This is a genomic window from uncultured Rikenella sp. (assembly GCF_910579375.1).
GTDB lineage: Bacteria > Bacteroidota > Bacteroidia > Bacteroidales > Rikenellaceae > Rikenella.
The window spans coordinates 1-13,655 of the sequence record NZ_CAJTUJ010000042.1 but is presented as its reverse complement, the minus strand read 5'-3'; the positions used below and the strand labels follow the sequence as shown (position 1 = coordinate 13,655).

Here is a 13,655-nt window from a genome sequence, read left to right as displayed (position 1 = left end):
TCTCAGCCTATAGCAGCTGTTCGCCGCCAGCGGTGAGTGCAACGAGCCCCGACGAGTTGCAGTCCGCCGCGTGGGGTGGCGGCGAACTGCGCGACCCTATGGGTCGCAGAAGCTCGGCCCAAAGCACCGCCCCAATTCTCCGCCCCGTGTCAGCCTCACTGCGGCTTCGCTTTCGCTCCGCCGCGCTTTTCGCGCGCCTGCGCGATTCATTCTATATTCGGCTCACCGCAAAACGAGTGAAATCCCTTTTTAGGCGGGCGGGCGACGGAGTTTTCGCACACGATCGAGTTTTTTAGCGCGCCTGTTCTTTGTCCGCGCGCCTTGCGCGATTCAGCTATATTCGGCTACCGCCGAAATAGTTGAATCGCTTCTTCAGGCGGGGCGCGCGTCATCCTTACGGGAGGGTACTGCGCTCGGGCCGCGCGGGCCCCACGTCCCGTGGACGGGAAATGCTTGCGCATTTCCACTGGCCGTCTCTACCCCCGTTCTCTGTTCGCGCGCCGAGGAAATCTTGCCAAAACGCGCCCGTGCTTTTTGACGATTTCCCTCCTAAGGCAGGGCGCGCGGTTGCTGAAAAATAATAAAGGCCAACTGCTCTACTCGAAATCAAATGATCAAACTCACAGTTCCAGGCGCTTCAAGCGATCGTCGGCGGCGACTTTATCAACGATCGCTTTCACGACTTCGTCCAGCCGGCTGCCCGGCGAATAGTCTGCCGGGGCGACGAAATTCACCCGATGCTCCTGAACCAGCTGACGAAGGGAGTGTCCCACTTCCCGATCGGCCGGATTATATACCGCAATGGCGTGCCCCTGCTTCTCTTTCACGAGCCGCATGCACGGAATGTCGGTCGTCCCGTCGCCGATATAGATCATATGGGTGAACGGTACGGGACGTTGTTCTTCGGGCTGATAGCGGTTCACGGCTTTGGAGTCGTACACGCTGTCGATCCCTTTGCTGATCTTGAAGATGAATTGTGTCTTGTTCGTATAGTTGACTGCCACGCCCGGCCAATAAGCCACTCCGTCTACCGAATAGAGAAACGAGCTGGCAAAAATCTTCCGGAAGTGTTTGGCGATGGACGTCCCTTCGATCATCTCGCGCAGCCCGGAGGAGTTGATGTAATGTTCGACCCGAATCCCTTTGGATTGTCCGTAGCGGTTGATGCGTGCGAACCATCCTTCAACTCCTTCGTAAAGCTGGACTTTCCGCCCGGATTCGGCAAAAGCTTCGCGACGCAGCGAAACGCCGTTCACGGTGGCTTGCCGGATCATTTCGTTCATGTAGGTCAGGATCGGGTCGGCGTCGTTCACTTCGGCCACGCGGTTGCAGTTGTCCCAAAACTCGCGGTTGTCTTTCCCGATGGCGGGGATAAAGTCGTATTCCTGCATGTTCCCCGGCGAGAGGGTGCCGTCGAAGTCGTAAATTAGTGCGAGTACCATATATAGTTTGAATGAAAACAAATAGGACGCAAAATCTTAGTTCTGAATACTTACCAATATCCCGTTTTCGAAATAGAGATAATTATGCCCTCCGTATACCCATTGTTCGCTGACTAACCCGGCGACCGTGGTCCTGTTGATCCGGAACGGCTTACCCCATGCCGTTCGGCACATCTCTTGATTCATACCCAGGGTGACCTGTCCCGCACTGATCAACGTACCCAGCTTTTCGCCCCATTTATCGATACAGGATTTTTTGAATTGTTCTTTTTTCTGTTGTTCCGCCGCTGTTCTCTGTTTTTCTTCTGCACGCTGTTGTGCAAGTCGTTGTTCGGATTGCATCTTGGCCAATCGCTGCAATTCCAGATAATGACTTTCCGTCATAAATCCATCTATCCGATTCGTGTCTCGAATGGATTTGGATATTTGGACTTTAATCGTCTCTCCTGCTTGGTTCTTTAAGAAAAAGAAAGGGACCATCAATGGCATTTTTTCCAAAGAGGTCAAGGAGAACTCTTCACAGGTCCATCTACTTCCCGGCTTTACCTGAACCAATTCTCCGGTAGAGACATCGACAAGATTATATTGATAATCGTGGGTGGAAATAAAATTTTTGTCTTCGAACAGAGTTTTGTTTTTTTCGAAGTAGGAGGTTAAAAGTCCGAGAGAAAAACGGGTCATAAAATCGAAGTTTGGCTGATTTATAAACCAAAGAACATGATCTCCGTCTTTTTGTTTCAATAGAAAAGCTAAATTGGAAACATACTGTTTTGTGGGTGCTACGATAGATCCGACAATTTCGTTAGTCGGATTTCGTTGTGTGATTTCCATAATATCGATAATCGTGTAATATTTGTTCTGAATATCGATATACGGTATTTGGGATTTGATGTTTCCGGACGAGTCACAGGTGTAAAATCCGTGACTACGAGGGGAATAAGGGTCAAAAGGTTTATATTCTTCGTGATGGACTTGATATTTATTTACAATAGGTAAATCCGCCCGTTTCTTTTTCAGTTCACTGATCTGAGCATTGATCGTTTCGAGATTTTTACGATTCTCTCTTTTATAGCTAAGCCATTCAAGCCGACCAATGCTATCTGTGTATTTTTGGTAGAGAGCTTGTACACTGTCCTCTTTCCGCTTGGCTTGTTGGACACGGTTTTTTGATCCCAAGTCCTGAGCGAGTGCTGCCGGAGTCATCGGGACCATAAAAATTTCCTGCTCCAGATATTGTTTCAAGTTATGTCCAGCCTCCGCGGAAAAGGAATGGATATTGGACATACTGTCAAATCGCTCGGAACGCGGAACCGCTTTTTCAATGATATTGCTTTCGCGAATGGAAATCTGACTCACTGCGGCTGGGCATGAGAACAGACAGATAAAACCAAAGAAAAAGAATGCTTTTTTCATGATGTACGGGGATGATACGGCAAAGCTATTACAGGATAGAGTTTGCTGCCGATGCCTCAATGAAACTTCCAGGGTATTGTAAGGCCCTCCCCCTGCTGGGGGGAGGGCCGTTTGTATGGGAAAGTTGGGTTTACGCCTGGATAAATCCCCGCTCCAGCAGGTACTGGGCGATCTGAACCGCATTGGTCGCCGCCCCCTTCCGCAGGTTGTCCGCCACGACCCACATGTTCATCGCCCGAGGGTTCGAGATGTCCCGCCGCAGACGGCCCACGAAGACCTCATCATGATGCTGCGCATTCACCGCCATCGGGTACTCCGACCGCTCCGGACAATCCACCACCTCGACCCCCGGCGTCCGCTCGAGCAGCGCCCGGACCTCTTCGATAGTGAAGTCTTTGACCGTCTCGACGTTGATCGACTCGGAGTGCCCTCCCACCACCGGCACCCGGATCGCCGTCGGAGAGACCAGAATCGAATCGTCCCCGAAAATCTTGTGCGTCTCGTTGACCAGCTTCATCTCCTCCTTCGTGTAGCCGTTCTCGGTGAACGAGTCGCACTGCGGGATGCAGTTGCGGTCGATCACGTGCGGATAGATCATCGGGCCGTCCATCACTCCGTTCCGTTCGTTCTCCATCTGGGTCACCGCCCGCATCCCCGTGCCCGTAATCGCCTGATAGGTCGAAACCACGATCCGGCGAATCCCATACGTCCGGTAGATCGGAGCCAGGGCCATCAGCATCTGGATCGTCGAACAGTTCGGGTTGGCGATAATGCGGTCTTCGGGGGTCAGGACGTCGGCATTGATCTCGGGAATCACCAGCTTTTTGGTCGGATCCATCCGCCAGGCCGAGCTATTGTCCACCACATAGCACCCCGCTTCGGCGAACCGGGGAGCCCAGTCCAGCGAAACCTGGCCGCCGGCTGAGAAGATCGCCAGCGCGGGCTTCATCTCCAGCCCTGTCTGAGGAGTCACGACCGTCCACTCGCGGCCGCCGAACGAGACCTTTTTACCCGCCGAACGCTCCGAGGCGATCGGAATCAGCTCCGTGACCGGAAAATTGCGCTCTGCAAGCACCGCCAACATGCGTCCGCCCACCAGACCGGTGGCGCCGAATACTGCTACTTTCATATCTGTGTGTCTTTGTTTTCGTTCCGATTGAAAGTTCGTCCGAAGTCCGGACGGAGCGACAAAGGTACGTTTTTTCGGGTCGGTTCGGTACGAAAAAGGGACGTTTGTTGAATTCTTAACATATTTATCCGAAATCGATTATTTTCCCATCGCGCCGGAAGCAAATAGTTCCTTATCTTTGCATGCGGGCGTGTGGCGGAGGCGCGCCCGATCACCCATTCAATCGCTATGTCGAAAACTGCGCTCATCACGGGAGTCACGGGGCAGGACGGCGCCTATCTGGCCGAGTTCCTGCTCCGGAAAGGATATGTCGTACACGGAATCAAGCGGCGAGCTTCGTCGTTCAACACCGAACGGATCGACCACCTCTACGAAGACCCGCACGTGGACGGACAGCGGTTCGTGCTCCACTACGGGGACATGACCGACTCGCTGAACCTCACGAAGATCATTCAGGAGGTGCAGCCCGACGAGATCTACAACCTCGCGGCGATGAGCCACGTCAAAGTCAGTTTCGACACGCCGGAATACACGGCCAACGCCGACGGGATCGGCACCCTGAGGCTGCTGGAGGCGATCCGGCTGCTGGGCCTGACGGAGAAGACGCGCATTTATCAGGCCTCCACGTCGGAGCTCTACGGGCTGGTGCAGGAGGTGCCGCAATCGGAGCGGACGCCGTTCTATCCGCGGTCGCCGTACGCCTGTGCCAAGCTCTACGCCTACTGGATCACGGTCAACTACCGCGAGGCCTATGGGATGCACGCCTCGAACGGGATTCTCTTCAACCACGAATCGCCGGTGCGGGGCGAGACGTTCGTGACGCGCAAGATCACGCGGGCGGCGGCGCGCATCGCGCTGGGGATGCAGGAGCAGACCTATCTGGGCAACCTCGGCTCGACTCGCGACTGGGGGCACGCCAAGGACTACGTGGAGGCGATGTGGCTGATTCTGCAACAGCCGAGGCCGGACGACTATGTGATCGCCACGGGGGTGACGACTTCGATCCGGGAGTTCCTGCGGATGACGTTCGCCGAACTGGGGATCACGGTCGAGTTCTCGGGCGAGGGGATCGACGAGGTGGGGACGATCGCGGCGGTGGATGCGGCTAAATTTACCGAAGCGGTGGGCGAAGAATACCTGACGGCGATCGAACGGCGGATCGGGAGCCGGGTGGCGAGCGTAGACCCGCGCTACTTCCGGCCGACGGAGGTGGAGGCTTTGATCGGGGATGCGACCAAATCGCGCACGGTGCTGGGCTGGACGCCGAAGTACGACTTGCCGGCGTTGGTGGCGGATATGGTGGAGTCGGATATCCGGCTCTTCAAGCGCGATGCCTATCTGCGGGCAGGGGGATTCACCGTCAACAGCTATTTCGAATAACCAAACTCTCATACATCATCTTTCATGAAATCGATTCTTACCGTTTGTACGGCGGTGCTGGCGATGAACTTCGTTTCGGCATCGGACGCTCCGAAAGCGAAAAAACAGAAGACGCAAAAGGCCGATACGGCTTACGTGTTCACGGACGTGACGGTGGTGCCGGTCACGCCGATCGACAACCAGAGTAGCTCGGGCACCTGCTGGAGCTTCGCCGGGACGGGGCTTTTGGAAAGCGAGGCGCTGCGGCAGGGGAAAGACACGCTCAACCTGTCGGAGATGTGGATCGTGCGGCACACCTACCTGGACAAGGCGATCAAATACGCCCGCACGCACGGGACGTCGGCTTTCTCGGCGGGGGCCAATACGCACGACGTGCTGACCATCCTGCGCAACCACGGTATCGTGCCGCAGGAGGCTTACGCCGGACTGCGGTACAGCAGGGACAGCGTGCACCGGCACGGTGAGCTGGATGCGGTGCTGGCGGGGTATATGGCGGCGGTGATCAAGGCGCCGAACCGGTCGTTATCGCCGGTGTGGCAGGAGGGGCTGAACGGCATTCTGGACGCCTATCTGGGCGAATGCCCCGAGAAATTCGTCTATAAGGGCAGGGAGTATACGCCGAAGTCGTTCGCCGAAGCGATGGGGATTCGGGCGGACGATTTCGTCTCGTTCACCTCGTTCACGCATCATCCGTTCTACACGCGGTTCGCGGTGGAGATTCCGGACAACTGGGCGTGGGAACCGGCGGCCAATGTGCCGGTGGACGACCTGATCCGGATCATCGACACGGCGCTGGCGCAGAGCTATGCGGTGAATTGGTCGGCGGACGTGAGCGAAAAGGGATTCCGCTACAACGAGGGCTTCGCGATCGTGCCGGTGGACAAGCCGGAACAGGTGGCGGGGTCGGATATGGCGCACTGGACGGGGCTCACCAGAGAGCAGCTGGCCAAGATGTCGCGCCGGATCACGGGGCCGATGCCGGAAAAGACCATCACGCAGGAGATGCGCCAGGAGGCTTTCGACAACTACGAAACGACGGACGACCACGGGATGGTCATTGTCGGGACGGCGCACGACCAGTGGGGCAATAAGTTCTATAAGGTCAAAAACTCGTGGGGCGAGACGGGCAAGTACAAGGGATTCTTCTATGTTTCGGAACCTTACGTGCGGTACAAGACGATGAACATCATGGTCAATCGCGCGGCGGTGCCGGAGGAGATCGCCGGACGGTTCGACCGGTTGTAGTATGTCGGTCGTGTGCCGGGAAAGGCGCGGCCGATCATTTCGGAACGGGGGAGTGTGGCGCTCTCCCGTTTTTGTCTTCCGGCCGACGCATTCTGGCACGCCGATTGCCGGAGGATCTTTTCCGATCCGACCGACCGGGACGATGTAACTTCGGGCTGTTTCGCACGTCAAAGAAGTAAAACGCAACTACCGCTATGAAAAAATACCTCATACCGCTGCTTCTGGCCGGATGGACGGCAGGCAGCGTCGCGGCGCAGAACGCAGGCTACGTGGACGATCTCTACCGCGGTTCGACGCGGGCGAGCCGGGCGGAGCAACAGCAGCTTCGCGAGAACCGTCGGGCGGCCCGGATCGCGGAGTCCGAACGGAGGCAGGCGCAACAGATGCCGGCCCAGTGGACGCCGAACCGGCCGTCTCAGCCTGCGGCGCCGACGACTGCCGCGGCGCAGGGAACGCAACGGGACGAACTGGTCACGTCGTTCGACGACGCGCTGCAACGCCGGATCTCGGCCTATCGCAACTACCGCGAGATGGACGACGACTATTGGAAGCTGATGGAGGGCTTCCACCGGACGCTCTCGGGCCGGTACGATCCGGATCTCTACAACGTGATCACGTTTGGTAACGACATGTGGGTCGAACCGACCTACATCACCGCCCTCTTCGACGGGAGCGACCCCTCTGCGCGGCTGCGCACCAAGGAGCTCTGGGACGACGACCGCAGCGGCCGGAGCAATGTGAACATCACGCTGAACGTCTCGGCGGGGAGCGGATGGGCAGATCCGTGGAACGCTTACTGGTATTCGCCGTGGAGCCGGCCGTGGCGGTGGAACTCCTATTATTACGGCACGTGGGGCGGCCCTTACTGGAGCTGGAGTTGGAACTGGGGGCCGTCGTGGAGCTGGGGCCCGTCATGGAGTTGGGGGCCCGGCTGGGGCTGGGGACCTTCTTGGGGATGGGGGCCGTCGTGGAGCTGGGGACCCTCCTGGGGATGGGGCCCGGGATGGGGGCCTGCCTGGGGGCCGGGTTACTATCCGCCGCCCGCTTGGAGCGGGCCCGGAGGGGGCAGGCCGAGACCGATCTACTGGGGAGACGGCCGACCGGCCGGAAGACCGACCTATCGGCCGGGTAACGGGCCGAACGGAGCGGGGGGCCGGCCGACCTACTCGGGCGGCTATCGCCGCAACGACAACGGCACGGGCGTAACGATCAATCAAAGCGGCGGTACGCGGCGGCCGGCAACGACGGGCACTCCGGCGGCGACGATCCGACCGGGCGGCAGCAACAACCAGTACACGCCGCAAGGCACGACCCGACCGGGCGTGAACGGCAACGACGGTTACCGGAGACCGGTGAATACGGATCGTTCGTACCGGCGCGAAGTCCGTCCGAACACGACACCGGCCGAGCGGCCGCAACGCTCGGTGCAACGCTCCGAACCGACCCGGACGCCGGCGGTTTCGCCGTCGCGGCCGGCCGGCGGAAGCTACGGCGGCTCCTCGGGCGGGAGCGCGGGCGGAGGAGGCTACCGGCGGCGGTAAAACGACCTTAACCCAGACGAATCGACTAACGGAAAGATAAGACCATGAAAAGGAATCTCATACAGACCGCCTGCCTGACGGCGGGCCTCCTGGCGGCCGGCGCGACGGCACGGGCCCAGGGGCCGGAAGAACTGCTTCTCTTCTCGCGCCAGAATTTCGGACTGGCCACCGCCCGGACGGCGGGGATGGGAGGGGCTTTCACCTCGCTGGGGGCCGACGGGGCCTCGATGAGCCTCAACCCGGCGGGGATGGCGATGTACAGCCGAAGCGAGCTGGCATTGAGCCCCGGGCTCCGGATATCGGCACAGAAGGCCGACTACCGAACGCCGAACGGGAATCTGGACAAGCACCTCAACCGGGTAAAGGCCAATATCGGGAATTTCTCGATGGTCTATGCGGGGAACAACTTCGCGATCGGTTTCGGGATGAACCGTCTGACGGACTTCAACGGTCGCAGCCGGGCGATCAGCTTCGACGACCGGACGGCGCTGGGCGAGGGGTTCTCGATCGGCGACATGTTCGTCGAACAGCTCTACGGCATCCCGGCTTCGACGATCGGGGCGCCGGAAAAGGACATCTACAAAGCTTTCTACGACTATCCGCCGGCTTTGTGGGGAGCGATCATGGGCTATCAGGCGGGGCTCTTCGACCCGGTGGCGGGTACGGGGGGAGACGGGCAACCGCCGCAGCAATACACCACCCGGGGGATGATTCAGGAGGGAACGCTGCTCTTTCCGGAGTGGTATCGCCGGACGGCGGGGGCGATCAACGAATATACGATCAGCGGGGGATATAATTTCAAGGATATCTTCTACATCGGGGCGACGCTGGGGATTCAGGACATCTACTACAGCCGCGTGGACACCTACTCGGAGATCACTTCGGCGAATAACGTGGGGCTGCTCTCGACTTACTACAACCAGGCTTACGACCTGTCGGGCGTGGGGGTCAACCTGAAGGTGGGGGCGACGGTGAGGCCGGTGCCGTGGCTGCGGATCGGAGTGGCTTACCACTCGCCGACGTGGATCGGCATGACGGACGAATATGCGGCGGACATGACGGTCAATTACACCCATTCGATCGGGGGCTACGACTACGGTTTCAGCGATACGCCGATCCAGCGGCAGGAGTATCGCATGCGGACGCCGTCGCGGCTGATGGCGGGGGTCTCGGCGACGATCGGGACGGTGGGGATCGTGAGTGTGGATTACGAACGGACGTGGTATCAGCACATGAAGTACACGTCGGACGACTATCGGGACATCAACACGGGGATCGGGGAGACCTACGGGCCGACGGATGTGATCCGGGCCGGGGTGGAGTTCCAGCCGGCGCGGTCGCTCTTCCTGCGGGCGGGGTACGGCTACAGCACGTCGGTCTATCGGGACGATGCCTATGCTTCGTTCGGCGAGTATCAGCAGATTTCGGGCGGGATCGGTTTCCGGAACCGGTCGGTGAGCGTCGATCTGGCTTACGTCTACGGCAAGGCGAACGGGATGCCGTACAAACCGTTCGACTACACGTCGGAAGACGGCTATCGGGTGGCTACGGAGGGGACGATCTACACGAAGGAGCGGTATCACAACGTGATTCTGACGATGGCGTTCCGGTTCTGAGGGTTGGGGATTTAAGAGGCTTGCACGCTGCACATTTTCCACAGGGGACTCACCGCGAGTCCCCTGTTTTTGTGTCCGACGACGCAGTTATTATTGATTTATTTTAAAAATAAAATAATTAAATAAAATATTGTCATTTTCGATTCTTTGAATTATATTTGAGGTGTGATTTCTCCGAAAACGTTCGGGGGAGACACAATTTTTATTTACCTTTAATTTTTGAAGTCATGAAGAAAATGACCAAAATTCTGCTGGCCGCCGGTGGTGCAGCCCTGATTTGCGGCGGCGCAGCGATGACCTACCTGAAAGCGCAAACCCCGATGACTATTCAGGAAGAACTGACCCTCGCCAACCTCGAAGCGATGGCTTTGGATTTGGATGAAAACATGGATCAAAAGCCGGGGTTGGGAGATTGTGACAACTACAATGGTTATCGCCGCATCAAACAAGGCAACGAACGTATCTACGATTGTTGCTACGTCGTCGTAATAGGTCAAGGAAAAGAAGACTGCAAAGGGTGGTAGCCCATCGATATCCATTTCAGAAATGAGCGGAAAAATCCTGTTAGGGGCCTTTGTGGGGCTGTGTTTCGTAGCCTGCGGCCGTGCGCCAGAGAGCGTGCCCGCCCGCGAAAAGGCTTTCGAGCGTAGCGCGCGGCTGGCGGCTGATTCGGTCTCCCTGCCTTATCTGGTACACCCCTTCCGGTGGTACGTCCAGGGCGATCGGCTGTGGTTGCTCGACAACCACACAGACCGGTTCGGCCATGCGTTCGCCCTGCCGGGAGTAGCCCCCGTTTGCCAGTTCGGCAGACAGGGGCGCGGCCCCGGCGAGTTTCTCAGTCCCGGATTGGCCTGCATGCAGCGAGAAGACGAAACCGCCCTCTTCGAGTCCATGCCCAACCGGCTCTGCCTCTATCGGCAACAAGGCGATACGGTGACTCCGATCCAGACCTTGCAATTCCCTGTTTGGATGGAGGCGCGCGCGTTGCCCAAAGCCTACTCGCGCCTGTGGCAGACCCGGGATTCGGCCCTGTATATCGGGATTTCGTTTCCTCCGCGCTTTCCGGAGGTCGACCTGCTCGACATGAACGTTCCCCAAGTCCGGGCCAGCCTCTCCTTCCTCCAGACCGGATCGGAAGAAGCCGGCTCCTATCCCTACCTGTTCACCGCCGCATACTGCCGAGGGAAACTCGTGCTCGCCTATCAGTATATCGACCGCATCGAAGTGTACGACGTCGATCGGGACGGCTTCCGGCTCGACTACGCGATCGGCACCGGCCAGCCACAGGAAGAACTCTCCATCCGTAACGAAGACGACCGGATGATCCGCCATTACACCGCCGTCCAATGCGACGACCAACGGATTTACGCCCTCTATCAAGGCTATCCCGACGGCGCATTCGGCAGCGACGACATCCTTTCCACCCTCGAAATCTATCGTTCCGAGGATGGAACCGGAGAACTCCGTGCGGATCTGGGCCGCCGGATCGACGACATCGCCCTCGACACCGCTCGGCATACCTTATACGGTTACAGCGCGGTGTGCGACTCCGCCCAGTTCTACACCTTCGACCTCGCGGGTCTGCGTTAGCTACATCCCCCCCACCTCCGCCGCTGTGCGATAGCGCACAGCGGCGGATTTTTGTTTATCTTTGCCCCATCAAGCACGAAACAACAGAGATATGGCAAAAGAGCTCAAAGACCTCACCTCGCGCCAGGAGGACTACAGCAAATGGTATAACGAATTAGTCGTCAAAGCCGGCCTCGCCGAGAACTCCGCCGTCCGCGGCTGCATGGTCATCAAACCCTACGGCTACGCCATCTGGGAGAAGATGCAGCGCGCCCTCGACGACATGTTCAAAGCCACCGGCCACGTCAACGCCTACTTCCCCCTCTTCATCCCCAAATCCTTCTTCTCCAAAGAAGCCCACCACGTCGAAGGATTCGCCAAAGAGTGCGCCGTCGTGACCCACTACCGGCTCAAGAACGACCCCGACGGGAAAGGCGTTATCGTCGACCCCGACGCCAAACTCGAAGAAGAACTCATCGTCCGGCCCACCTCCGAGACCATCATCTGGAACACCTATAAGAACTGGATCCAATCCTACCGCGACCTCCCCATTCTTTGCAACCAGTGGGCCAACGTCGTCCGGTGGGAGATGCGCACCCGGCTCTTCCTGCGCACCGCCGAGTTTTTGTGGCAGGAGGGCCACACCGCCCATGCCACGCGAGAAGAGGCTATGGAAGAGGCACAGAAGATGATCGGCGTCTACCGCGACTTCGCCGAACAATGGCTCGCCCTTCCCGTCATCGTAGGCCACAAGAGCGACAGCGAACGGTTCGCCGGCGCCGACGACACCCTCACCATCGAAGCCCTGATGCAGGACGGCAAAGCCCTCCAGAGCGGGACATCGCACTTCCTCGGCCAGAACTTCGCCAAAGCCTTCGACGTCCAATTCGTCAACAAAGAAGGAAAAATGGACTACGTCTGGGCCACCTCCTGGGGCGTCTCCACCCGCCTGATGGGCGCCCTCATCATGGCCCACTCCGACAACAACGGCCTCGTGCTGCCGCCCAAGCTCGCGCCGATACAAGTTGTGATGATACCCATCTATAAAGGCGAAGACGAACTCCGCGCCATCGTCGAACGCATGGAGGCCATCGCCGCCCAGCTGAAAGCCAAAGGCATCAGCGTCAAGATCGACGACCGCGACAACGTGCGGAGCGGCTTCAAATTCGCCGAATACGAACTCAAAGGCGTCCCCGTGCGCCTCGCGATCGGGCCGCGCGACCTGGCGAATGGGACGGTGGAACTCGCCCGGCGCGACACCCTCACCAAAGAGAGCGTCCCCGCAGCAGGGATCGCCGACCACATCGAAAAACTCCTCGCAGACATTCAGCAAGGGATCTACGACAAAGCCCTGAAATTCCGCGACACCATGATAACCCGCGTCGACACCTACGACGAATTCAAACGCGTACTCGAAGAGAAAGGCGGCTTCCTCCTCGCCCACTGGGACGGCACCCCCGAAACCGAAGAGCAGATCAAAGCCGAGACCAAGGCGACGATTCGGTGTATTCCCGTCGACGCACCAGAGGAAGAGGGGACTTGTATCGTCAGCGGCAAACCCTCCCACCGGCGCGTCCTCTTCGCCAAAGCCTACTGATTTCCCGTTTGCATACAGGAAAAACATTGCGGCCGGGAAAATTTTTCCGGCCGCAATGTTTTGAAAAACAGCAGAGTAGGGCAGTGCTTTTCGAAAACAGCGAAAAATATTTCATAAAATATTTTGCAAATTCCCCCGAACAACATACCTTTGCATCCGCAATCGAGAAAAACAGATCGCCCGCACACTTGCGAAAACAAGCAGCGAAAAAAAAAGTGAAAAAGTTTTTGGTCGATTGAAAAACTTGGCATACCTTTGTAATCCCTTTCGCCCGATTCGGGAGCGAGGGCTTGAAAAAGAGATATGAACCTTCGGGTTTCAGTTCTTTGAATTACTGTGAAAAGTTAAATGATAATTTGTAGTGTAGTACAATTTGTCAATTCCTGATTCCGGCGCCGCGAGGCGAACCGGAACGAGAAGAAATCGGTCGGGACACTCGAAAAATTGTTTTTTTTACAATGGAGAGTTTGATCCTGGCTCAGGATAAACGCTAGCGGCAGGCCTAACACATGCAAGTCGAGGGGCAGCATATGGATTGCTTGCAATCCATGATGGCGACCGGCGCACGGGTGCGTAACGCGTATGTAACTTGCCTTATGCAGGGGGATAACCCGAAGAAATTCGGCCTAATACTCCATAAGTGTCAGAGAGGCATCTTTCGGGCATAAAAGATTTATCGGCATAAGATAGACATGCGTGACATTAGCTAGTCGGTGAGGTAAC

The 13,655-nt window shown here is 57.7% G+C and carries 10 protein-coding genes and 1 rRNA gene; 8 read left to right on the top strand and 3 right to left on the bottom strand.

The features are described from left to right. Window positions 1-620 precede the first annotated feature (620 nt). The 3 genes from QZ302_RS05365 to QZ302_RS05355 form a co-directional block, all read right to left on the bottom strand. Complete coding sequence (locus QZ302_RS05365) at window positions 621-1,442, bottom strand: HAD family hydrolase (protein WP_294593353.1); 822 nt, start codon at window positions 1,440-1,442, stop codon at window positions 621-623. 36 nt (window positions 1,443-1,478) lie between these two features. Continuing rightward, entirely contained in the window at window positions 1,479-2,855 is a 1,377-nt protein-coding gene (locus QZ302_RS05360; RefSeq protein WP_294593350.1) for a hypothetical protein, read from the bottom strand. A gap of 130 nt (window positions 2,856-2,985) precedes the next feature. After that, window positions 2,986-3,984 carry an aspartate-semialdehyde dehydrogenase gene (locus tag QZ302_RS05355; RefSeq protein ID WP_294593348.1) on the bottom strand — a complete coding sequence of 333 codons (999 nt, stop codon included), beginning with the start codon at window positions 3,982-3,984 and terminating at the stop codon, window positions 2,986-2,988. A gap of 228 nt (window positions 3,985-4,212) precedes the next feature. Here QZ302_RS05355 and gmd point away from each other — a divergent pair, with 228 nt between their 5' ends. The 8 genes from gmd to QZ302_RS05315 form a co-directional block, all read left to right on the top strand. Continuing rightward, window positions 4,213-5,364, top strand: coding sequence for a GDP-mannose 4,6-dehydratase (gene gmd / locus QZ302_RS05350; protein WP_294593345.1), 1,152 nt, complete (start codon window positions 4,213-4,215; stop codon window positions 5,362-5,364). Between the two features lie 24 nt (window positions 5,365-5,388). Beyond that, the gene (locus QZ302_RS05345; RefSeq protein WP_294593342.1) at window positions 5,389-6,609 is read left to right on the top strand and encodes a C1 family peptidase; all 1,221 of its coding nucleotides are present in this window, start codon (window positions 5,389-5,391) and stop codon (window positions 6,607-6,609) included. A 194-nt stretch (window positions 6,610-6,803) separates the two neighbouring features. After that, the gene (locus QZ302_RS05340) at window positions 6,804-8,150 is read left to right on the top strand and encodes a hypothetical protein (RefSeq protein ID WP_294593340.1); all 1,347 of its coding nucleotides are present in this window, start codon (window positions 6,804-6,806) and stop codon (window positions 8,148-8,150) included. Between the two features lie 44 nt (window positions 8,151-8,194). Next, window positions 8,195-9,766: a hypothetical protein gene (locus QZ302_RS05335; RefSeq protein WP_294593338.1), complete on the top strand. Its 1,572-nt coding sequence runs from the start codon at window positions 8,195-8,197 to the stop codon at window positions 9,764-9,766. Between the two features lie 227 nt (window positions 9,767-9,993). Then, entirely contained in the window at window positions 9,994-10,290 is a 297-nt protein-coding gene (locus QZ302_RS05330) for a hypothetical protein (RefSeq protein ID WP_294593336.1), read from the top strand. A gap of 22 nt (window positions 10,291-10,312) precedes the next feature. Continuing rightward, entirely contained in the window at window positions 10,313-11,356 is a 1,044-nt protein-coding gene (locus QZ302_RS05325; protein WP_294593333.1) for a BF3164 family lipoprotein, read from the top strand. Window positions 11,357-11,447: 91 nt separating this feature from the next. After that, window positions 11,448-12,932, top strand: a complete 1,485-nt coding sequence (gene proS, locus QZ302_RS05320; protein WP_294593330.1) for a proline--tRNA ligase — start codon at window positions 11,448-11,450, stop codon at window positions 12,930-12,932. A gap of 455 nt (window positions 12,933-13,387) precedes the next feature. After that, window positions 13,388-13,655, top strand: a 16S ribosomal RNA gene (locus tag QZ302_RS05315); the annotation flags it as partial.